Below are 22,314 nucleotides of genomic sequence, written 5' to 3'. Positions count from 1 at the left end.
AAGTTCGCTGCGGTCGAGCAAGCGTTCCGCGGGTCAATGGAGAGATACAAGTGCGAGCTCGATGAATTCAGGCTTACACCCGGCGACGTTTCGGTATCCAACTTGTTGGCCGGATATATGGCAGTTGGAAATCCAGGCACGCGGCAGGAGGCGACAAGTACAGCGCAAGCGCAGAAATAGACATGAATCCCTCCAGTCCGCGCGCGCTTCCGCGAAGCCCTACTCTCAATGCGAAGTGTTCCATTGATCGTTTCCTTTTCCCCGCCGTTATTCGTTACCCATCCTGGTGTCGATGTCCGCGCCATGAGCAGATCTTTAACGATTTAGTTTACCACGCTTTCGCCAGAAACGGCCAATCTACCAGGTAATCATACTTAAACTATGCAGAATGATCTGCAGACCGAGAGCTGCCTGGGTAACCCCGAGCACGACTGCCAATACCTGAAGTGCCGTTCCGATCCACCTAAGAATGGTCTCCGCGAAAATCATCGCCACCCAGTCCAGAGCCAGGATGAGCAACACGATAGCGGTGACGGTGAGGCCCTCCGCTTGGCGGCCGCTCGCCAACGTCGCGAACACGATTACCGCCGCGATACCATAAGGTGTGACGATCGTAGGAAACGCTAGCGGTGTGAGGGCTAATCCCAGATCTGGCGTCTGTCCTGGTTCCGCCATTCGATTCGGCAGGCCGACAGACTGCTGCAAGATGGTGCGCAAAGCCACGAGAAGTAGGATAATACCTCCGGTCATCGCCAGTACAGGCACTGAGATTTCGAAATTCTCAAGCATGGTGCGGCCAAGCAGACCGGCGACAGCCAAAGCCGCCGCCGAAAAAAGGATCGCTCTCGTGGCCATCCGTCGTCGAAAGCTTGGGGCGCAGTTGCCTGCAATGGCCATGAAGGGCACCAGGATCTGGATCGGGCCAAGCATCAGAAAAAGCATGAGGAACATTTTGCGCGCGCCGAACCCCACCTCCGGCATCCCCGCTCCAAGCGGCGATTGCGCAAAGGATTGCATGGGAAGGACGATCGCCAGAATGGGGATTAGGAGAATCAATCGGCTAGCGCGCCGCAGCCGGGATTCTTCATGACGGATTGATTGTCGCGAACGAAAAGGGCCGAGCGCAAAAGATAAAGCAGCCGGCGGAATCATGTCCTGTAGACACGTCATCAACGACCAGTCTCCAGCCACGAGAGCGCCTGTTCCCGTTGATTGAAGCCGAATAGCCGAATCTTGGGGTGAACGAAATAGCCGGCAATGCCCGAAATGATCTTCAGAAGCCCACCGCTCGTTACAACCGCAATGCATTCGATCGAGCGATGGTGGTGGGCGACAAATTTCAGGTGCGCTGCAAAAGCCGCAAAGTTCCGCCATCCGGGGAATGATTTCATACGGATCATCAGACCGGTGACCTTGCCCTTCGAAATAATGACGGGATCAACCGCTTTTGCGATCGTCTCGAAGTCGGCCTGTTCAAGCGGCCCCTGCGGCGTAATGACCAGGATGTTTTGGTCGCGCAGGGGTTCAAGTAGAATCATGGCCCTACCTCTATTCTCTTCTTGGCGTTATGTCCGCACAAAACAAATCAGGCGGATGATCTTAACAGCAAACAGCCTATCAAATGCCAATTCTAATTTAATCCCTATTCTATATCTGCAAAAGCTTCGATTTGGGACGCTCGACGCGGATAGCAAGAATGTGTGTCCTCGTCGGGAGTTTTCCAGCGCAGTTTCCTGTGGTCATCAGAAACTTCGGCCGTGGCCAACGTCATTGGCCTGATTTGGCCGGAGATGGGGAGGATACAAACTCTTCGACCCCACGTTACCGGAAAGCCATGAACTCTGCGGCCACCAAAAGGTGACCAATCGTACTATGCAGAAGTTGGTAATTAACTGGATACGGGGCACCGTAACGTTAAATCGAAGCTGATGGAAATATCGGATGGGTGGTTCGGTCTCTGTGCGTCTCTATGGTTCAGAGCGCTTTCGATACGTTTCTTTCCCTTGGTGTGCTGGTTTGATTAGTGCTTTGTTGGAGTCATATGTCTTCGAGGTTTGTCGTCAGAGCTATCCAGTGATGTTTGCGCTGAGAAGCTGTTCGGAGATTGCCGGTGCTTCAGGTAAACATTGTTCTTATTTGGCCATGGGGACTTTTACATAATTTGTAAACCTGGAGCTCTGATTCAGGCCCTGCCGTAACGCTATATTGTCATCGGAGAGCAGAATGTTAACATAGCCTGGAGAGACCTATGGCTCTAATTGAAGGACCGAAAGTGCCGGAGAGTCATCCGGACAGAGCTCTCGCATGTGAACAAGCCTTGGAGGCGCGTTTCCTTGAGTTGCTCGATACCGGGGATGTGAACGAGTAATCTTTGAGGCCACGGCAGCCGGCTGGCATGAGAGTGAGGTTCGGTTTGCTTTGCGTGGGCTTATAGCCGCCAAAGCTGCCGGTGATCTTGGTATAGACGATTAGATATTGAGGATGGGAACTACACAGGCGTTCTGCAAAGGCCGATAGGGAGAGGAGAAAACAGATGCCGATTCAAGGGCCACCCAGTTGCGAGGAATATGCCGATCGAGCCATTGATTGCCAGAAAGCGCTGGAGCCGCGGTTCAATGAGCTACTCAACAAGCAAGTCGAGGTGTTGGACGTTTTGGACGAGGCCACGGCAGCAGGCTGGAGTCGCGAAGAGGCGGTGCTCGCCCTCGATGAACTGTTTGCTGCCCGCACGAAAGTGGACGATGAGCTTGAGGAAGCCATGGAACAGGCTAATAAGAGGACCAACAATTAGACTGAGAGGATAGGCGTTCTGCCCAATCAAGTTCTAGCGATCCTGATTGATCGTGCCCAACAGATTGAGACGGCGCTGGAGGGGTTGTGTTGCAACGTTGTGAATACCGGCACTGTGACAAGGAAGACCTCTGACATTTCGGAGGATCAAATGTTCAAGGGCCGCCGGTTCGACCAGTCGGTGATCCTGCTTTGCGTGCGCTGGTACCTGGCCTACAGTCTGAGCTTGCGTGATCTGGAAGAGATGATGGCCGAGCGGGGCATTGCCGTCGACCACACGACCATTCACCGCTGGACGGTCCGTTATGCCCGCACCTGCTGGAGCGTTTCAACCGACGCAGGCGGTGCGTGACCGGCAAATGGCCTATAGACGAGACTTACATCAAGGTCCGCGGCCAGTGGATGTACCAACCGCGCCATCGACAATGTCCGCGACACGGTCGAATTCTGGTTCAGCGAGCAGCGTGACCTGCTGTCGGCCAAGCGGTTCTTCAGAAAGGCGCTGGCACGTCATGGCCGACCCGACCGCGTTGTCATCGACGGTAGTCTGACCAACTGGAGGCTATCGTTTCCTCACACCACAAATCGTTTGCAGTATCGCCCTCGACGCCGGCTGAAGCTGATCGAAATCCGCAAGAGTAAATACCTCAATAACCGGATTGAACAGGACCATCGGCGCATCAAGCGCCGCGGCCGGCCAATGCTTGGCTTCAAATCACAGGCAACAGCCGCGATCATCCTGTCCGGCATCGGAATGGTCCACATGATGCGCAAGCGACAGGCGAGGTTTGCCTACAATCCGAATCCGTCCCTGGCTGAGCAGTTCGAAATTCTTGCCGCATAATTGGCCTCGTATCACGCCTCTTTGCGCGTCCATTCAGGCGTTGCAACAAAACCGCTACTTCTGCGGTCGGTCCTAGGGTCGGGTCTGCACCGCATCGAGCGATATTCAGCTCTGCATTAAGTTAACCGGCAGTGGCCCGCGTTGTCCTACCAGGTCGTTTTGAAGCCCACCTTGCCGGCCCAGGCATCGGCATCGCCATCGAAACTGCTTTCATAGTTGACGTTGCCGTATACGGTCGCGGCATCAGTGACCTGCATGGCAGCGCCTATGCCGAGCCTGCCTGACGTATCGCCCAGGTCGGCGGTAAAGGGGATTGAACCGGTCGCCGAGGAGAACGCCGTCGTCGGGTCGCCGAGGAATTCGTGCCAGATGTCACCGCGGACCCACAGGCTGAAGGTGCGGGGCGCCCGGCCACTGGCGTCGACCGCACCAATTCCCCAATCGCGCGCCACCCGCGCGCCGAGCCTGCCGGCTAATGAATCGGTGTCGGAATAACTGACATCTGCCGCACCGTCGTTGAAATCGTCGATGTTGAGCGCCTGGTAGACCAGCTGCGCCTGCGGCTCGAGCAGCCAGCCGTTGCCAAGGTGGAATGGATATCCTCCCTCGAGCGAGGCTGCCAGACCGAAGCCGTTCGTGTCACCGTCGCGCAAGCCCCGCGCTGCCGTCATGTCCATGTCGTACCAGGTTCCCTGCAAAACACCATCAAGGTACCAGTTACGCTCGCCGAAGCGCGTCCAGTAGCCGCCGACGGTAACCGCGTTAAATTTATCTTGGCCTCCCCTAAAGGTACGCCCGAGGAGACTGTGCTCGACATCGGCAGTGGCACGGCCGACTGCCACATAAAGGCCGGCATTGTCGCGCTGGCCGTTGGCGTCTTCGTTTCGATAGAGATCGAGGCCGGTCTGGATCGCCCCAAAGTCGTAGTCGAACGGCGGACCGTCGCGACCATAGATGCCGATCGGATCGCCGTCGCGGTGGCCCCAGTAGCCGATGATCCTGCCCCACATTCCGTCGGGCATGTCCTGCTTGCCCGGACCGAGCAATTGGGCATCGCCCCCCATCCTCTCATGCAGTGTGTCGATGATATGGCGGCCATAGATCGAGGCCATTACCGGCATGGCCGCATAGAGTGAAACCTCCTGGCGATAGCGTGGCACGGGCGGTCCGGGCGGCGCCGGCGGCTCAGGGTTCGGCCTAGGACCTGGCCCCGGTTCGGGACTCGGCCCAGGATCTGGCCCCGGCTGAATATTGCTGCGCAGGAACCAGTCATTTTCGCTTCCCGGGGTGGAACCGCCACGAAAGAGAAGGTAGTCATACGGGCCTGCGGCGGCAAATCCGCCAAAAGCACGCGGCTCGGTCGTGCCGTTTGTGGCGTCAACGACTAGAATGCCGTCGGCGGTTGTCAGGGCGCCGCCTCCACCCGTGTCGGTGAAGCTCATCCGGGTCGTGCCGGTCGCCGCACCTCCGTTGACCACCATCCGGTCCGATGGTGATCCGTCGGTTCCGAGATAGGTGTTCAGGGCCATCCGACCGCCGGCGCCGACGTAGTTGCTGAGAGTCAGCATCTTGTAGCTCGACAGTTGCGTCGGGTCCCCGGTCGGCGGGGCATAGATGATCTGGCTGGCGCTATTAGCGACGGTGGTAGCCGTCGAGTTGCCGGTCATCGTCCAAACGGTATTTTGTCCGAGGGTGACTGTGCTGGTGCTGCCCCTTGTCGAGATCACCCCCCGCAATGTCGATTCCTGTGCGTCGAAAATCGTGTTACCTGAGGAGTTGGTATCGAGCAGGGTGTTGTTGTTCGCCGTCGCTATCGTGTTAGTGAGGCCGATGTTGGCCGCGGCCCCCTGCACCGAGAAGGATGCGCTACTGGCCGTGATTGTGCCATTGCTGTACTGTGTCTTCGCATTGCCACCACCGTCGAAACGAAACCCGAAGCCTCCATTTCCCGATGCTGTTACATGGGTGCCGTCCATTGTAAGGCTGCCACCATTCTGCAGAAGACCGCCCGCGCCGTTGACGACGGAAACCGAGCCGCCTGTTGTCTCGATGCCGCCGCCATTCCGGGCATACACACCCGCATTCCCGTTGCTTCCCGTGATGTTGACGGCCACATCGCTTGCGGTAATCAGGCTGCCGGCGCCGTTCGCCTGAAGTCCCTTCTCCCCCCCGCCGCCCTGAACGGAAACACTACCTCCCGTGAGAGCCACGTGGCCGCCTGAATCGGCATTCGCACCGACGTCACCGCCACCCGTACCCACCAAGATAACTACGCCGTTTGCCGTAATCGAGCTGTTGGTGCCCGTCGCCGAGAGACCGGTGTTGCCGCCGCCTCCGGAAAACCCGATGCTGCCGGATGTAAGCCGAATATTGCCGCCGGCCTGCGCCTTGGCCGCCGTAATGCCGCCCGAACCGCCCATCGACAGAGACAGCCCATCGGCGATGATGCGGCTCCGCGCGCCATCGGCCAACAGCGCGGAGGGCACGCCACCACCGGGAATTGTGAGCGACGAACCGCTCGTAAATTGAATCAGTCCTCCCGCCAAGGACTGCACAAGGCTCTGGCCGCCGCCGTTGGGCCAACTCACGGTGATGCCATTTGCAAAGATGGTGGCGTTGTTAGCGATCATGGCTACCGCACCGCCGCCGCCGTCGTTCTGCAACAGGATACCGTTCGCTACGATCTGGCCACCGTTGCTGGCGCTCAACCCTTGACCGCTGGCTGTTACCGTACCGTTGGCTGTGACGATGGCGTTAGTTGTGGCACTGATCCCTGTCCCGAAGCCGTGCGCGGTCACGGCGCCGTTTGCCGTCACGTTGGCACCGTTGCGCGCGTCGATGGCTGTGCCGTAGCCAACGGTTACAGGGCCGGCCGTGCAAGGTGCCCCGCCATCTTGCAAAACGCCACCATTGCTGGATGGAGCGCATTGTGCGCGTGCCGATTGCGGGGCGCACCAGGCGCATAGTGCGACAAGAGCCGCGAGTGCTGTCGCTGATCGCGTGGGGATGCGGATACGGGTAACGGTTCCGTGGATCCCATGGTGGGTCATAGCCTTCCCCTCTCGCTGCGCCGTCGGACATCCCCACTTTCCGCGGAAGCGAATTAATTTCATTCGCCCGCAAAATAAGAATCGACAGTTACGGATTGGTCAATGGACGACGAGGCAGGCCGTGCGTTTTGGCTGCCGCTGTTGCAGACTGGTATCATCGATCACCCTCGCCTCGCCCGCGGCAGGCGGTGATCACGCAAAGAGCGCGTTGAGGTCGTTGGCCCAAATGCATTGGCCACGAACCAAGGACTTCTTTCGTTCGGGTTCGGCGTGCTCGCAAGAAATGGCTTGCTCGTACCCGGTATCCCTAAATATGCGACAGTCCGAGCTCAAGTGCGCGTCGGCGTGAAAACCTACTGGAGCACGGCCGCCCTCCCTCTCCGCCATCGCTTTACGATATAGTATTGTTTTTGCAATATTTTCTAGATGGCCTCTGAATACGCTTGCACCTTTCCTTGCACCTTCTGCCCTCGTTTGATCCTGAAACCGGCCTCAATCTACGATGCCGCATGGTCGGAAGCTTTCGGAAGAAGGCTCGCCAAAACCACCTTTGGTGGTGTTCGCGCTGCCGGTGCAACTTTTTGGGGATGCATCTCGCCTTGACTTTCAGGTGTTCCTGATTTGGCCAGCACCGAAACGCGAGATGTTCGCTGTTCGTTTGAGGATGTTCAGTGGCGGCATGCCGCTCTACCCGCTACTTACGCGGGTTGACCGTAATTACTCTCAATCGCGTTCCTTGGCCCGCGGTGTGGCAGGACGGTGGCTTTGCGGTGCGATGGAGAATCGCCATTGTTGGAACTGCTCGTTTATCCAACAGTAACCTTAAGTCGAAATGGCTGTTGATCAGTAGCAACTCGGTTATTAATTGTCCGTTGACGTTTGTCGCAAGCGAACGTACCGACCCAGCCCCGCAGAGTCCACAAGCCATGCGGGGGCTGGGTCTTTTCCTTCCCCTTCGAAAAGGAACTATCCCGGCCCGCCTCAGGGGAACTCCTGATTGCCGCCCGCCCCATCGGAGCGCGCAACAGCGCCAACAAGCCCTTGACGTCCACCAACAAGCTCGCCCCGAAGCTCGACAAACGAAGCATGATTGTCGTGCGGCCAACCAGAAAAGCAACGCTGCGTGCCGTCAGGACAAGCGACATACCAAGCAGGACGCTCGTAAGACGGCCGAGACATAAAGTATTGAGGGTGGAGGCTCGGCATTCAGTCGAGCCTTTTTTTGATAGCCGGATCACGCATTAGTCTAACCATCGAGACCGGTTAGTCGTTAGCGCAGTTGACGACGACCATCATACAAACCTCAGCAATTAAACAAGATGCAACGGGCACCCACAAAGGGGAACATTCATGCGAAACTTCCTGACAATCATCGCGGCTGCGTCAATAGCACTTTCGTCTGCGATAGCAGCTAACGCACAAAGCCAAAATCCCCTCCCTAAGGCGAGCGATGTGCTCGTCCGATATGGGAAGGACATCGAGGGCTGAACCATCTATACAAATCAAACTCGCGGAGATTGTTTGATCGTGCGCGACTTTGGCCAAGGTTCGGTGCAAATGGGCGTTACCGCAAATCAGGAGGTCGGGTATCTCGGGCGTGTTCACTAAGGCGGATATCGGCCTTAAGAACGGGAACACGACGGACATCTTCGTCGCCCTCGACCGCAATCTTTATAAGGGTGTGGCTACCAGCACGAGCGGCGAACTCAAAGGCGGACTTTCTGGCGGCTATATCTTGACAGACGACCCGAATCTCAAGCGAGACGTAGCAAAGAAATATGAAATGACCGTGTTTCCCGAAACCAAGGGGACCTTCGTCGTCGATCTGAAGGGGACTTTCAAGGCAATGGCAGCGGGAAAAAAGTGCCTCAAGCATTGACCGGACGCTCGTAGCGAGCACTGGCGCAAAAGACCCGCCGTTGGGGTTCAAGCACAACGACGGGTAGGGGTAACCAATCGGGACGGGTATGGACACGATTGGACAATTAATTATGTCGTAAAGAGGCCTTGCCACAATCGGGACTTTCCCTAGGTAACAAGGTCATTTTGTCAACCCAAGGCCCACCTTCGTGCATTTGATTTTCCCCTGCGATAGGGCAAACCGGCCCAGTCGACTCGAAGGGCTTTAACCATTGGAAACAGCAACCCGGACCGCCGGATCCATTTGGCCCGTACTGCCTCGACAAACATAGCGTAGCAAGCTGATCAGGATCGATGTATGGTCTGTTTTGCAAGAGAACGGCCGAGTCGTTAAACCGCGCATGGTTCGAAAGGCGATGGATGACCGAGACGTCCAGCCGGGATCGCCATGAAAACATCCCGAAGTCCCGGCACCGCCGGCTCATCAAGATGGACCCGCCTAAATGAACGCGACCATAAATACGTTCGTCCTCGTCTTGGCATCGATCTTCCCGGTGGTCAATCCGCCAGGTTCCGCACTCGTCTTCCTCGGGTTGACCCGTGGGGCAACACCTGAGATCCGCGCTGTCCTTGCGCGGCGGATCGCGTTCAACTCGTTCGTCCTCCTGGTCTGTTCGTTCTTGCTTGGCGCGCTCATCCTCCAGTTTTACGGAATTTCAATTCCCATACTTCGCGTCGCTGGCGGGTTCATTGTCGCTGTCTCAGGTTGGAAACTCCTCAATGAAGGAAGCAAGAAGGAACTGGAAGCGCCGGCAGGCGGAGTTCCGCGCACCAATCTGCTGGATCAGGCCTTCTATCCGCTGACCCTCCCACTCACGACAGGGCCAGGCTCCATGGCCGTGGTGATCAGCATCGGGCTTTCGGAGGCGACGGTTACGGGTCCTGCCGAAAGGCTCACATTCGTCATGGCAAGCGTCGTCGCCATAGCCGTTCTGGCATTGACCATCCTGCTTTGCTTCAGCTATGCGGATCGCAGCCAAAGGATTCTGGGCCCTGGCGGCACCGATATCGCCGTGCGGCTTTCGGCATTCATTCTGTTTTGCCTCGGCTTGCAGATCCTCTGGTCGGGCGGAAGCGAGCTGTTGAGATCCGTTCTCTACGCAGGTTCTTCTCCACCGCTACCCACGCCATAATCGGTTATAGGGTAAGTCGAATCTAGCCGGCTATGACCCCCACGATCACCGTTCCCCAGGTTGTAAGCAGGATATGTCCAATGGGGACCGCTGGTGTATAGCCGAGCACGGCAACCGGACTCCCCGACCGGTCCTGCACAGCTGCCATGCCGGCGGTCATCGTCTGCGCACCGGCCAGCCCGCCGAGGAGCAGTATGGGGTTCATGCCGAGCAGGTAGCGCCCGACGTAGAGTCCTACGAACATGGGCATCAGAGTAACGACCACGCCGCCGAACAGCAGGCCGATGCCCGCCTCCGCGATGGCTGAGAAGAAGATGGGGCCGGCATGGAGGCCGGTCATTGCCACGAAGGCGGCAAGACCAAGTGCCGTCATCAGCGAGACGGCTCCGTCCGGTATGCGGCCAAAGAGCGGAAAGCGCGTGCGCATATGCCCCACGACCAGCCCCGCCAGCAAGGTTCCCACGCTGGTGCTCAAAGAGATCCGCATATCCCCGATAGGAAAGGTGACGAGAACGCCGACAAGCCCTCCAAGGAAGATTGCGAGGCCGAGAACGAAGAAGTCAGTCGCGGCCGTCGGTGCGATAATGACACCTACCCGCTTGGCGGCGCGCGAGACGACAGCCTCCGGCCCCACCAACCGCAGAATGTCGCCGCGCTGCATCAAGATCCCAGGTGCAAGCGGAAGGTTCTGGCTCCCGCGCGTGATGGCTCGCAGATAGAGGCTGCGGGTCCAGTCCTCCTTGGCCGCGTCCGCGATACTCCGGCCGTCAAGGTGCCGGCTTGTTACAAGGACGTCGGCGACTGACACTGGGATATCGAGGAGGTCGCGATCCTCTACCTCGGCGGCACGCTGACCGAGCAACTCCACCAGGGTCTCTCGCCTGCCAGACACCGCGACAACATCTCCTGGGCTCAAGACGAACTCCGGGCTTGCCTCAATAACTCGCTCGCCGCGTCGCACGCGCTGAATGAACAGCCGGTGCTCCGGAAATTTAGCCTCAGCTGCAGCTACGGATAGTCCCGCGATTGGCGCGCCCTCCGCGATCCTGTAGGCGCGCAACTCGAACCTATGCCAAGCGGACGCGACCCCCGCCGCCGTCCGCGTAATGCCGAGCTCGTGCTCCAGCTTAAGCGCCTCGGTCGCCAGGTCGATGCCAAGCAATTTTGGGCCCAGCACACTACAGAACAAAATAACGCCAACGGCGCCGAAGACGTAGCAGACCGCGTCGGCTACCGCGACATGTGCGACCAGCCGGGCACGCTCATCCTCCATAAGCGGGAGCGCGTTGATGGCTTCGGTCGCCGTGCCCATCGCCGGACTCTCCGTGAGCGCCCCCGACACGAGTCCCGCAGCAAAGCCCGGATCAAGCCCCAGGGCCTTGGCGATTACGATGGCAGTGAGCAGCCCCGTCACACACACAACCACGGCGAGCAGTACGGGCTTCAACCCGTCTCGTTTGAGGGCCTGCAGGAACTGCGGCCCGACCGAATAGCCAATGCCAAAAAGAAACAGAAGGAACAGCAACGACTTCGCCATGCCGGCAATCGGAACGTGGGCGAATTGACCGATCGAAATACCGGCGAAGAGGGAGCCGGTAACAGGCCCAAGGCCGAAGCCTCTGACCTTCACGCCACCGATCAAGTAGCCGATGCTGATCGCAAGAAACACGGCGAGCTCCGGATACTTGACTAGGAATTGCTCGAACCAAACCATAGCCATATCTCCCCCGCGACGACCTTCGCGCTTGAACACGATCAGTTCAGTATCAAGGCGCCGTGGAGAACGCGTTCAACGCTTTTGCAGCGATCGCATTCAGGTGGCATTAGTTTGAGGGCCTTGGCTTTCTCGTACCGTGGATTTCCTTCACATCAAGTTTTCGCAGTCGATCGTCTCTTGGGTCAGCAGCTTGCCCGACAAAGGTTGCCGCGGCCGCTATCTCAAGGCCGGTCGTCCACACCAAGCATGCGAGCCGTCGAAACAAAAAGAAAGTACGTTACAGTAACGACACGAGGTGAGGCTCCATCATAGGTAGTGGCCAGGCTGTCTTTTGTTTAAGGTTCCGGTGGAATGCGGCATAGTGTGGCCCTTGAGTGACAGCAATGACAATCCTGTCGTGGTATTTCTTATCCAGGTTGAGGGATGGCTGCGAAATTCATTGAAACTGCAGGACTCGAACCAACTCGAACGTTGCCAAAATACAAGCGCCGATGGGGGACCGCATGGATGTTCGAACTCTTCTTCTAGCCTCTGCTGGAGCAATTATTGCCGTATCGGCAGCGCATGCTGCGGATGCAGTGGTTGTGGCTGAACCCGAACCGGTCGAGTATGTCCGGGTCTGCGATGCCTATGGCGCGGGCTTCTTCTATATCCCCGGCACAGAAACCTGCCTGAAATTTGGCGGCTATCTGCGTTTTGAAGTGGCCGGCGGCGACAATGTCTACACCGGCAGACATGTCGGCGGTGAGAACGACACGTGGTACGCCCGCACACGTGCCGAGCTGCGTTTCGATGCGCGCACCGAAACAGAACTTGGCACTTTGCGCTCTTACATCGATAGTCGGTTCCAATACACCAATGGCGACGATGCAGGCGGCCTCCTTCATCAGGCCTTCATCGAACTCGGCGGTTTCCAGATCGGTGTCAATGACGTCATCTTCGGTTCTTGGCTGAATTATGCTGGCAACATCATCAGGGACGACGTCATCCAATACGGTGCCGACAGTATGTCCAGCAACGCAATCAGCTATACATATAAGGCCGGCAACGGGTTTTCTGCCATCATCGCCGCCGAGCAAGGTTCGGAGACGAATGGTTACGATTACGTCATCGATGATTATATGCCCCACGTTCTCGCCGGCGTGAAATATGAACAGTCTTGGGGGACGGTCGCCGGGGTCATCGGCTACGACTCGGTGCAGGAAGACATCGGGGTCAAAGCGCGGTTGGACGTCAATTTTACTGACGCGTTATCCGCCTGGATAATGGGCGGCTATCAATCCGACTACGACGAGGATTCGTTCATCACCAATCAAAATCGCAACTGGTATGGGCCATGGGAAGGCGATTGGGCTGCGTGGGGCGGGTTTGCCGCCAAGGTCACCGACAAGGCAACCATCAACGCGCAAGCCGCCTATGAAGAACAAGGGACCTGGGCGCTTGCCCTCAACGTGAACTACGAGCTTGTTCCGGGTTTCATGATCAGACCGGAAGTCAACTACACTAAGTTCGGCGGCGCACGCAAAGAGGAAGCCCTCCTTGATAGTGGAGAGGACGATGCGGTCGGGGGTATTGTGCGCTTCCAACGCAATTTCTAAGTGCAGGGCGTGGATAGGACGCCGGGAGGGTGCGTGGAACCGCTATGTCTTTCCACCGGCCCTGCATTCCGCGGCGAAATGGCAAACGCGAACAGTAAGGCCCACTGCGTCGCGTGCGAGAACGACGAACCTTGTCGCTCAACTGGGTATTGCTCTCGGTTCACAGCCTCGGCAATTATAACGCCAGTCGCGCAGCGCCGAGCCACGCCGGCAACGTTGACCGGCTTGAGTGGACGACTGAGCCTGGCCTCTGCTGTCGTCACGTGAGCGGATTGAGTTACCCTGCCCCAAGGCCTGAATATACCGACAGTTGGATGTGCCGAAGCGGTTTGGTCTTTGCCCACCGATGTTTAGCCCGAGCCTGATTGAGTTGTTCGCTTTCACCGCCTCTTAGTCAACGGCAAGCAGACATTATAGGCGTCGGACGTAACGAGTATCCCCGAAACCCGGTCCATCGCGTTTGGTCGTTTGTAGCGAAGTCAGAAGCTGATTTCTATTCATGTTCAAGCCTCCAGACAATTGACCAAGTAGTCCTCTCTTTGATTCTGCTCGACACTCAGCCGTCGTCATCGCCAAAGCATCCGTATCGTCCAAAGGGGGCTGTCAAGACAAGAGCATCGCGAAGTAACCAAACACCGTGAGCAGGACCCCTGAAACCGCATAGCCGACGGGGAAACCGATCCAGGGTACGTTCGATTGGATTTCCACGGCTGCCTCTCGGCAAGGGCCGCTGTGGCTGCGCGCGCCGGCTACAGCGCCCATAAGGATAGCCGGGTTCATTTTGAATATGTGGAACCCGATGGCCCAGACTAAGACTGGCGGAACCGAGCAGGCGACGAAGCCCACGACGAAAATCTTGAGCGCGAGGGCCCCGGTCAACTGAGCAAGGAGCGAGTTGCCGGCATTGATTCCAACGATGGCGACAAACACGACGAGGCCGAGATCTTCCAGGATGTTGCGGGCTGCCGAGGGGGTATTGCCGAAGAAGCGCAAACGGGATGCCACCGACGAGACGATCACGCCCGCGACCAACAGGCCGCCTGCATTGCCGAGTCCAATCGATGCCCCAAACGCAGGGAACTGGATTGCACCGATCAACAAGCCCAAGATCATGCCGAGCGAGAGGGTCAGAAGGTCGGTCGCGCTGGACGGCCTTACTACCCGTCCGAACAGTGCTCCAACTTTGTTGACCGCATCCTTCAGTCCGACCACGGTCACCACGTCCATCCGCTGTAGCTTGGTGTCGTTTCCTATGGGTAGCCGCACTCCGCCTCGCTCCAGTGCCGCTACCTGCAGCTGATCGACCCCCGGCAGAGCCCGCCATTCCTCGCGTGTCTTCTTCACGATCTCGCCGTTGGTAACGAGAATCTCCGCAGAGTCGAGCGGGATGTCGAGTGCAATTTTGTCTGCGACTTCCGGCCCGATCAAGCCCATCTTGTCGGAGAGCGTCTCCCGCCGGCCGCCGAGCGCGATGACGTCGCCAAGTTGGAGTGAAAGCGTTCCAGTGAGTTCCTGGGGCGCACCACCCCGCACCACGTTCACTACGCGGTATTCCGGATTCTCGTGCAGCAACTCACGGACTGTGCGCCCTTTCCAGGCCGCGTTCTCGAGCCGATAGGCGCGTAGCCCTCCGGCCGTCCAGCCGGACAGCGTCGGTGCATCGCCGCTCGCCACCCCGTGCTCGGCCTCGTATGCGCGGGCCGCGGCACGGGCATCCACTCCCCACCACTTGGGCAGATACTTGGTGATCAAGATGATGCCGACCGTACCCCAGATGTAGGTGATGCCGTAAGACAGTGCAATCATCGCGCTCGCCTGCTCGGGTGTCGTGCCGGCCGGCAGAGCTATCGCTCCTGAGGTCACGGCTTGTTCGGCCGATCCAATCGCCGCAGACATGGTTTGAGAGCCGGCCAACATTCCGCCTGCGGTCCCTAACGGCAGATCAAAGATCATTGTGCCGAGCACAACGATCGTCAGTCCCACGATACAACTGATAAAGGCCAATACGGTGAATTTGATTCCGTCCCCGCCCAAGCTGTTCATGAACGACGGTCCGACCCGCAGTCCAACGCCGTACATGAACAGGTAATAAAACATGCTCTTCGTAAAATTGTTCAACTCCAACTTTACGCCATAAATCGATCCGACGACGGCGAGACCGCAACCGACGATTATGGCAGCCGCCACCATGCCGAGCCCATAGCCCATAACACTCTGCCGTCCTATCCAAACCGCGAGCCCTACGGTCAGGAAGAGCAGCATGAAGGGGTTGGCATTGAGAAACTCGAAGAATGTTTGCATATCGCTTTTCCCTTTAGCGTTTCGACTTGGCGGAGATGACATCAGGCCGCAAAAGCTTGAGCCCGCGCGCTTTCTCGTAGCCGTGGATCTCCTTCACATCGAGCTTGCGCATAAATTCGATGGTCTCTTGTGTGATCACCTGGCCGGGTACCATGATCGGGAAGCCGGGTGGATAAGGAATGACGAAATTGGCCGAGACCATTTCCGGCCCTTCACGAAGCCGGCGGTCGCATTCTTCTCCGTGCAGGGTCACGTATTCGCAACCCGCGGCGTCGTAGGCACCGTAGAAGGCGGTGCGCATGTCTCCCTCGGGCGTGGACCGCCCCGCGTCCTGACGGAACGCCTCATGGAAGCGACTGAAGTTCGGCAGGTCCGGCACATCGGTCATCAAAGACTTCACCCGGGCTGCGAAAGCGTCCTGCTCTCCGCTGCCCCCATGAACCAGGCGGGCCTCAATGCTGTTGCAGATCTCCAGCAGGACGCGGAGCAACTGCGCGACATCGCTGCGCGTATTGTTGATGTTGGATTGCAGAAGGACCGAATTGCGCGACGTTTTGTTGAGTTGGATATCGTAAGTATTGGCGAGCAGCGCTTTGAACTCGGTTCCGTCGAAACCTGCCGTTCCGCAGACCAACGTCATCCGGGTGGGGTCGAGGCAGAACTCGTCTTCGTGCATGCTGCGGACCTGCTCGGCCCATGTCGTGCCTGGAGCCAGGAAATCTACGAACCCGCTGTTGCGGTATTCCGCCGGAACCATGCCATCAGCACCGAGCACCTTGAAATACTTCGAGATCAAGGGATGGGAGTTGACCTCGCGACGAATGGAGAGCGATATCTCGATCGCGTTCAACACGAGGCCGTAGCCTTCCAGCTCCATCTGCCGCCGCGCCACGTCCAGACTGCCGATCAGTTGCTGGTTCGGACTGGTCGAGGCATGGGTGAAAACTGCCTCATGGAACTGCGATTCAACTGTGTGGAAGTCGACGTCCTTGACGAGCACCATGGAGCCTTGACGCAGCGCCGACATCGATTTGTGCGTAGAATGGGTCTGATAGACGCGAACCCGTACCTTACGCGGGTCGGGGATCAGCCGCGTCTCCAGCAACTTATCGGCCGAAGGGTCCGAACCGAGCTCGTCCTGTTGCTTCTCGTATGCCTTGATCGAAGCGGGATCGTGTATCCAAGCGCCGATGGCCGACGCTGCGCCCATTGCGGTTCTGGGACGTAATATGGGCGAAAAACGCGCAAAACCGAACCATGCCTCATCCCAGAGGAACACGAGGTCCGGCTTGATGGCGAGGCATTCCTCCATGACGCGGCGCGTGTTGTAGATGTGGCCGTCGAAGGTGCAGTTTGTCAGGTCCACCATCTTGACCCGATCGAGTCTACCCTCCGCCTTAAGATCCAGAAGCGCCTTTTTTACGCTGGAGAGAGGCACTGCGCCGTACATCGAGTATTCGGTCATCGGAAATGCGTCGACATAGAGCGGTTGCCCGCCCGCAAGCACCAAGCCGTAGTGATGGGATTTATGGCAATTGCGGTCGAGGATGACAATGTCACCCGGGGCCACAATCGCCTGGTGCACCATTTTGTTCGACGTGCTGGTTCCGTTGGTCACAAAGAACGCGTGGTCCGCTCCGAAAGCGCGAGCGGCCATCTCCTGTGAACGTTTGATGTTGCCCGTCGGCTCAAGCAGGCTGTCGAGACCGCCGGTTGTCGCACTGCTTTCTGCAAGAAACAGATTGATGCCGTAGAACTCGCCCATATCGCGGATCCAGTCGGACTTGAACACTGACTTGCCACGGGCGATCGGAAGCGCATGGAAAGTGCTGATCGGCCGCCGGGCGTATTTCTTCAAATTGTCGAAGAAAGGAGTTTCGAAGCGCCGCTGAATGCCTTCGAGCACGGATAGATGGAGTTCCAACGGTTCCTCGATGGCATAGAGCACGCGACGTATGGAAGCGGCCCGCGGATCGCCGGCCAAACTCTCCACCCGGCGATCCGAGAGCAGATAGACGTCGAGCTCCGGGCGCAAGCGCTTCAGCGAATTGGCCAACAGCAGCGACAGATCAGCGTCTTCCCTTCTCGCTTCCTCCGGCACGAGGTTTGCCAGAACACTCCGCAGCACGGGAGCCGGGTGGCGCGAGGTATAGGTGAAGCCCTCGAAAATCGTCACGGCGGCAATATAGGGATTTATGATGGCGGCGCAGATCGCATCCTCGAAGCTTTCCACCGCGACCATTTCGTAGATGAACGCGTCCTCCGGCCGGCGCAACTTCCGCATCTCCGCGATTTGATAGACGGCGTGCGTGGTGGCACCAGGTGCGACCATCAGCATCTCGAAATAGGGACGCCTTGCCTCCCGGCCACCCAGCGTCGGCGGCAGAACGTCGGCGGGCGAGTCGGCAACGTCCTCGGCAGTACCCCACTCGGCTGCGTCGTACTTGAAGTCGCGTGTGACAATGGCGGCAGAAACGCGCCGCACCAGTTCGGTGAAGCCAACAGCATTCTCGCTCTGCAACTTGTCGCGCAGCGCCGCCATCAGTCCGGGGCCGGGAAACGCGTGGAACTCCTCGATGGGCCCCAACTCGGCAAAAGCTGCTTCAACCGTGGCCTTGTCGGACCGCCCGCTCGACCAGGCCCGCGAAGCGCCCACGATATCACGCCAGCGATCGGCGCGTGCAGCCGGCATTGAGAAGAAATGGTCGATCCGGTGTTCGGATGTCTTGGCTTTCGTCGTCATCACCTGTCTCCTTGCCTCCAGTGTCGAGTTGAGTTAGTCGGCATCATCGAAGCTGGGGCCACCTTCAGCGGGGTCGCACAGTCGCGTTGCAAAGCCGTGTCTCCCGATCATGGCTTTTGCCTGCGCGAATAAGCAAGTACGTTACAGTATCTAACAGTTGCGAAGGACGACTGATACTCATGCTACTTGCACGCCTGCTAGTCTCACGCCCATGTATTCGTGCCGACTATGACGATTATTGTGGTGGGTGACGAGGACATCTTCCGTGGAAAGTGGCGAAAATCGGCAATGATATCAGCAACAAAGCGGACAGAACGCACCACCGCAGATACGTCAAGTAGGTCTACCCGCCATTGGTGAGACGCCACCTCTGTCGATCCTCACGCCGCTTGGCGGTGGCAACAGCCGGCATTCGCCGCACTTCCTCTGGGACGCGTTGCGGGCGAAATACGCGGGTGTATGATACAGTAACATAGTCTCGGCCGGAGGAGCATTGCGGGATGTTTCAAGACTGAGAAACGGCAGCCGAATGTACTTGACCCAAAAGTCCCAATATTTCGCCCTCTTTGCCCTCTGGATTGATTTTTTCGAAAGCGACTACCGCCTCCTCGAAGCGGTCCATTGAGAAGAAGCCGATATAGGTCCGCGCAGCCTCGACGGAACTCAGGTGTGGCTATTGGGGCACTACCCACATGTTTCTCGATCCCAACGCCTACCGCTTAACACTATCTATGTTAGCCTTCGAGTCGTTGGCCTACTTCAACTTGATGAAAAGGATCTTCGCATGAATAGAGCTCTGATCACCGTCGTTACCGTACTAACAGCTATGAGTTTAAGTGCCTGCGGATCAATCGGCAAAGGAAAAGCGCCTCCGCCAATGGCAGAACCGACTGCAGCGCCAGTGTATAAATAAAGGCTGCTTCTGTGTTATGGGAAGGTGAGTACACCTTCCCATTCCATCGATCGCAAGACACCGGCCCTATACACGACGTGCGATTCCGTCCGTGGCCGTGACCATCCAAAGCCCTGGAGCAGCGGGGCTTTCCAGAAGACTCGCAATTAACCCAGAGAGGCCTACAATCCTCACATCGCCGGGTACGTTAGAGGCCCGTCGGCACTTGAGAGATGGGCTGTGCTCCCGCCAAGAGGCGGAGCACCTTATGCCATTTTGCACGTTTGACCACGATTACACCCAAGACGACCTGCGTATCTTGGGAAGGGCACACCGCAGGGCTTGTCAATTCCTCGGGCGCGATCCGCTTCTGCATCCGCTGGCTGATGTACGACACTCACGATCATGATTTTTTTGAGCGCGGTGACGAGACTTTGGCCGACTGGCCGGCATGGCGGTCAAGCGCGAACTCTTCTGATGAATCTCGACACTATCGATCCACACCAGCTGAATTGAGCACGAGGTAGACACTCATATCGCGCAAACTGCACAAGTGATCGGAACGGATTTGACGAAAAAACTGGACAGCAAACTCGAGTGTCCGAATTGCCACACAATTTATCTTACCCTCGCCGAAAATGTGACCAGGAGCAGCGCAATCCATTGCACCAAATGCTGTGCCTACATGGGAAGCTGGGTCGAACTTGAAAGCGATTTCATTGCGCAAGGTGGGATGGACGGCGTGTTCCGCATGGACCATGGGAGGACCATCAAAACAGACGATGCGCTACAGCCAAGGCACGCAAATCAAAACGAACGAAAAGGCCTGACAGTAACAACATTGATGGAGTGGAATCCTCTGCCCCGCTATGCTTCTCTTCCCGTATGGAAGATTACAGAGCATTCGCGCCCGTAACCGTGCTCACCAGTACGCCCGGCATGATGGTCGGCATTGGTACGGCTTACGATGCCGCAAAGTTCATATTGGAAGAATGGCCCATCGACGTGGATTGCCCGGAGCTTGAGAAAAAGGATGTCTGAATTGGCTGACGCCAAAGCGCATCCCCCGTCCGAGAGACCGGAAGCGCGGGAAAGCCAGGACTAGACCGGGCGATTGTGCTTCTTGGTGTAAAGCCTCATACTCATCCATGACTGATGACGATAGGCTCAAGCTGGAAATCAATGCGCAGGCCAAATTCGCAAGCGATGCGTTGCCGGAAAGGACAGACGTGCTAAAGCTCGTTCCTGCGCTCGCCCGAGAATTCCCACACCGAAGCTCGGAACAGATAATGCTGAAAATGAAACACGTCTGGAAAGATAGCGGGGCTGCACTGGAACGCCGACTAAGGAGCGCGCGTCATGATGACAAATCTGCAGCATTTCTGGATATTGGGCCTCAAAGGCGATCCCCTGTTTAATCGACACTATACGCCCTACGGCCAGACTGAACTGTCATGCGAGCATCGTGGATGCTGAATGGGTCCAATTCGGACCGACAAGATGGAAATGGCAAATTACTGATGCTGGCAGACGAGCCCTGGAATCCCCAAGAAGCCCGCCGGCGGTGAGGCTGACGGGCCGTTTTAATTAGCCAAGAGCTCCGGCACGAGGCCCGGCGTGTGTCACCGCCCATTGAATCCCGCGTCGGTCTGCTGGTTAGTCCTTCTTGACCAGCAGAGACTCGGCGTCGACGATCTCTTCAGCGGGTCTCACATTTCGTCCAGCATTGGATGTTCGTGCTGCCATTAGGCACTCTCTTCGTCTGGATCGTATCTGTCTTCCATCAGATCCAAAAGTGCGCGCTCCACCTCCCGCTCAGTCCAACCAGCCTCAATGGCATCGTCGATCAATTCGGCAAACGATAAAGTCGATGGCTTTTCACCTGTTGCAATCTCAGTGAAGCGTTCTTCCAATGCACGCTCACATTCAAGCCATCGATTGGGGTCTATATTAGGTAATACCGGTCCCTTAATCTGTGCCATCCGTCTCTCCTCGCCAACGCCACGCAGGTGAACTTCCTGCTCGAGCGGATGTTCCCTGAAAATCGGCATCGTTTAAGTTATTTCATCGCCCGATCCACCCAGCTCGAAAACCTCGGCATGGTCAGCGACCTCACGCAGGCACTGTAAACTTAACGGCTGAAAACAAGATCTGGGAGTGACGCTTCGGTTCAGGCGGCGCGAAGGCATGCTATTTGGTACCACGCTTCCATTGCTGATGCTCGCAGCTCGCAATAATGGTGAGATGGGGTCTCGTGGCGGGGAATTTGGAAGAGGTTGGCGATCGGATCGTGGATCGAAAGGAAGCGCTGAAGCTGTCGTGGTGACTTGAAGCGTTTCATGATCTGCTCACGCCGGCGGACGGGTTGATGGGAATTCTCCGCTCGATTGTTCAGTCCTTTGTGCGGCGAACGATGCTCGACGCGGGCATGATATCGCGTTTTGCGGCACTGTAGGATCGGAGCTTGCCGGTGATTATCACGCGTGGCGAACGGTTCTGTCTTTTTAGGAGTTTGCGCACCAAACGCTTTGCAGCTTTGGCGCTGCGGCGGCTTTGGACCAGAACGTCAAGGACCAACCATGCCGATCGACAGCGCGCCAGAGCTGTGCTTGAATAGTGATGACGACCTCGTCGAGATACCATTTGTCGCCGAGCCTGCCGGCTGAGCGCTTGCGGATATCATTGGCGAAGCGCCGGCCGAATTTCTTAGCCCAGAGTCTCACGGTCCGGTGAGAGACGATGATTCACGCGCCGCTGGCATATCCTCGACCATGCGTAGGCTGAGCGGAAACCGAAAATAGAGCCAAACGGCATGGGCAATCACTTCCGCTGGAAACCGGTGGCCACAATAGAGAGGATCACGTGCAAATCTGGTCATCACCCCAGACATCACATTTTCATCGATGCTGTGTTAACGTTACGGTGCCCCTTGGCGAGTTTCATTCCGAAGCTTGTAGACGGACATTAACGTACTGTTTACGCTAATATTTTTCTCCACACCGCACTTAACTGACGCTTAGCTTCTGTTTATCGGACTGTAAATGGTGTTTAAGCGGGACGCGGCCATGCCAAATGTTGCCGGCCAAACCCGAACCGCGTGTGGCGCGCTTCTCACGTGGCCCAGGCGCACGTTTTCCTTATATTTCCGGCGTTTTATCCGCCTGTGGAGTTGCTCGCTCGCCTAATACCGGCATTTTCAAACGACCGGTGATCCACGACTTCCGATAATATACAAAGCCGTATTTCGAAGGCCGAAAGTTCTTCTCACCTACCATTTGTTATTCCAATGTATGACAATGCCCTGAAGCAATAAAGAAGATTCAATG

At 57.3% G+C, this 22,314-nt stretch carries 14 protein-coding genes and 2 pseudogenes; 8 read left to right on the top strand and 8 right to left on the bottom strand.

The genetic code is table 11. The features are described from left to right. Nucleotides 1-180 (top strand): hypothetical protein (locus C7476_RS28570; RefSeq protein WP_210207817.1); only part of this gene is annotated, 180 nt, incomplete at its 5' end. Nucleotides 181-357: 177 nt separating this feature from the next. On the opposite strand, the gene C7476_RS25060 is transcribed toward C7476_RS28570, so the two are convergent. Next, nucleotides 358-1,056 carry a MarC family protein gene (locus C7476_RS25060; RefSeq protein ID WP_245426566.1) on the bottom strand — a complete coding sequence of 233 codons (699 nt, stop codon included), beginning with the start codon at nucleotides 1,054-1,056 and terminating at the stop codon, nucleotides 358-360. A 113-nt stretch (nucleotides 1,057-1,169) separates the two neighbouring features. Next, nucleotides 1,170-1,538 carry a SpoIIAA family protein gene (locus C7476_RS25055; RefSeq protein WP_114432649.1) on the bottom strand — a complete coding sequence of 123 codons (369 nt, stop codon included), beginning with the start codon at nucleotides 1,536-1,538 and terminating at the stop codon, nucleotides 1,170-1,172. Between the two features lie 995 nt (nucleotides 1,539-2,533). On the opposite strand from C7476_RS25055, the gene C7476_RS25050 reads away from it, so the two are divergent. Together C7476_RS25050 and C7476_RS25045 are read left to right on the top strand one after the other, a co-directional pair. After that, a complete protein-coding gene (locus tag C7476_RS25050; RefSeq protein ID WP_114432648.1) occupies nucleotides 2,534-2,791 on the top strand; it encodes a hypothetical protein in 258 nt (85 codons plus the stop codon). Between the two features lie 150 nt (nucleotides 2,792-2,941). Beyond that, a pseudogene (locus tag C7476_RS25045) lies at nucleotides 2,942-3,634 on the top strand (IS6 family transposase). A gap of 146 nt (nucleotides 3,635-3,780) precedes the next feature. Here C7476_RS25045 and C7476_RS25040 read toward each other — a convergent pair. Further along, nucleotides 3,781-6,684, bottom strand: a complete 2,904-nt coding sequence (locus C7476_RS25040; protein ID WP_114432647.1) for an autotransporter family protein — start codon at nucleotides 6,682-6,684, stop codon at nucleotides 3,781-3,783. A gap of 1,597 nt (nucleotides 6,685-8,281) precedes the next feature. On the opposite strand from C7476_RS25040, the gene C7476_RS28945 reads away from it, so the two are divergent. Further along, nucleotides 8,282-8,563 (top strand): hypothetical protein, encoded by a 282-nt coding sequence (locus C7476_RS28945; RefSeq protein WP_245426564.1) that lies wholly within the window; start codon nucleotides 8,282-8,284, stop codon nucleotides 8,561-8,563. A gap of 484 nt (nucleotides 8,564-9,047) precedes the next feature. Next, nucleotides 9,048-9,737, top strand: a complete 690-nt coding sequence (locus tag C7476_RS25020; RefSeq protein ID WP_114432644.1) for a MarC family protein — start codon at nucleotides 9,048-9,050, stop codon at nucleotides 9,735-9,737. A 22-nt stretch (nucleotides 9,738-9,759) separates the two neighbouring features. Here C7476_RS25020 and aspT read toward each other — a convergent pair whose 3' ends face one another. Continuing rightward, nucleotides 9,760-11,451, bottom strand: coding sequence for an aspartate-alanine antiporter (gene aspT, locus C7476_RS25015; RefSeq protein ID WP_114432643.1), 1,692 nt, complete (start codon nucleotides 11,449-11,451; stop codon nucleotides 9,760-9,762). Between the two features lie 506 nt (nucleotides 11,452-11,957). On the opposite strand from aspT, the gene C7476_RS25010 reads away from it, so the two are divergent. Next, entirely contained in the window at nucleotides 11,958-13,052 is a 1,095-nt protein-coding gene (locus C7476_RS25010; RefSeq protein WP_114432655.1) for a porin, read from the top strand. 603 nt (nucleotides 13,053-13,655) lie between these two features. Here C7476_RS25010 and C7476_RS25000 read toward each other — a convergent pair. Continuing rightward, nucleotides 13,656-15,353, bottom strand: coding sequence for an aspartate:alanine exchanger family transporter (locus C7476_RS25000; protein ID WP_114432641.1), 1,698 nt, complete (start codon nucleotides 15,351-15,353; stop codon nucleotides 13,656-13,658). 13 nt (nucleotides 15,354-15,366) lie between these two features. Next, entirely contained in the window at nucleotides 15,367-18,096 is a 2,730-nt protein-coding gene (locus C7476_RS24995) for an aminotransferase class I/II-fold pyridoxal phosphate-dependent enzyme (RefSeq protein WP_114432640.1), read from the bottom strand. Nucleotides 18,097-18,880: 784 nt separating this feature from the next. Here C7476_RS24995 and C7476_RS28940 point away from each other — a divergent pair. Both C7476_RS28940 and C7476_RS27940 read left to right on the top strand, forming a co-directional pair. Continuing rightward, nucleotides 18,881-19,009 (top strand): ABC transporter, encoded by a 129-nt coding sequence (locus C7476_RS28940; protein WP_114432639.1) that lies wholly within the window; start codon nucleotides 18,881-18,883, stop codon nucleotides 19,007-19,009. 864 nt (nucleotides 19,010-19,873) lie between these two features. Further along, nucleotides 19,874-20,029, top strand: a complete 156-nt coding sequence (locus tag C7476_RS27940; protein ID WP_147274734.1) for a DUF982 domain-containing protein — start codon at nucleotides 19,874-19,876, stop codon at nucleotides 20,027-20,029. 704 nt (nucleotides 20,030-20,733) lie between these two features. Here the strand turns inward: C7476_RS27940 and C7476_RS24975 are convergent. Both C7476_RS24975 and C7476_RS24970 read right to left on the bottom strand, forming a co-directional pair. Then, nucleotides 20,734-20,970: a hypothetical protein gene (locus C7476_RS24975; RefSeq protein WP_147274733.1), complete on the bottom strand. Its 237-nt coding sequence runs from the start codon at nucleotides 20,968-20,970 to the stop codon at nucleotides 20,734-20,736. A gap of 188 nt (nucleotides 20,971-21,158) precedes the next feature. Next, nucleotides 21,159-21,866, bottom strand: a pseudogene (locus C7476_RS24970) (IS6 family transposase). Between the last annotated feature and the right edge of the window lie 448 nt (nucleotides 21,867-22,314).

The organism is Phyllobacterium bourgognense (assembly GCF_003337575.1).
Lineage (GTDB): Bacteria > Pseudomonadota > Alphaproteobacteria > Rhizobiales > Rhizobiaceae > Phyllobacterium > Phyllobacterium bourgognense.
This window is presented reverse-complemented; position numbering and strand designations above follow the sequence as displayed.

Bases quoted from the DNA above. Each gene is read 5' to 3' on its own strand.
- C7476_RS24995 (WP_114432640.1), bottom strand. From the start codon at position 18,096: ATGACGACGAAAGCCAAGACATCCGAACACCGGATCGACCATTTCTTC.
- C7476_RS25020 (WP_114432644.1), top strand. From the start codon at position 9,048: ATGAACGCGACCATAAATACGTTCGTCCTCGTCTTGGCATCGATCTTC.
- C7476_RS24975 (WP_147274733.1), bottom strand. From the start codon at position 20,970: ATGGCACAGATTAAGGGACCGGTATTACCTAATATAGACCCCAATCGA.
- C7476_RS25055 (WP_114432649.1), bottom strand. From the start codon at position 1,538: ATGATTCTACTTGAACCCCTGCGCGACCAAAACATCCTGGTCATTACG.
- C7476_RS25050 (WP_114432648.1), top strand. From the start codon at position 2,534: ATGCCGATTCAAGGGCCACCCAGTTGCGAGGAATATGCCGATCGAGCC.
- C7476_RS27940 (WP_147274734.1), top strand. From the start codon at position 19,874: ATGGAAGATTACAGAGCATTCGCGCCCGTAACCGTGCTCACCAGTACG.
- C7476_RS28940 (WP_114432639.1), top strand. From the start codon at position 18,881: ATGAATAGAGCTCTGATCACCGTCGTTACCGTACTAACAGCTATGAGT.
- C7476_RS25000 (WP_114432641.1), bottom strand. From the start codon at position 15,353: ATGCAAACATTCTTCGAGTTTCTCAATGCCAACCCCTTCATGCTGCTC.
- C7476_RS25040 (WP_114432647.1), bottom strand. From the start codon at position 6,684: ATGACCCACCATGGGATCCACGGAACCGTTACCCGTATCCGCATCCCC.
- aspT (WP_114432643.1), bottom strand. From the start codon at position 11,451: ATGGTTTGGTTCGAGCAATTCCTAGTCAAGTATCCGGAGCTCGCCGTG.
- C7476_RS25010 (WP_114432655.1), top strand. From the start codon at position 11,958: ATGGATGTTCGAACTCTTCTTCTAGCCTCTGCTGGAGCAATTATTGCC.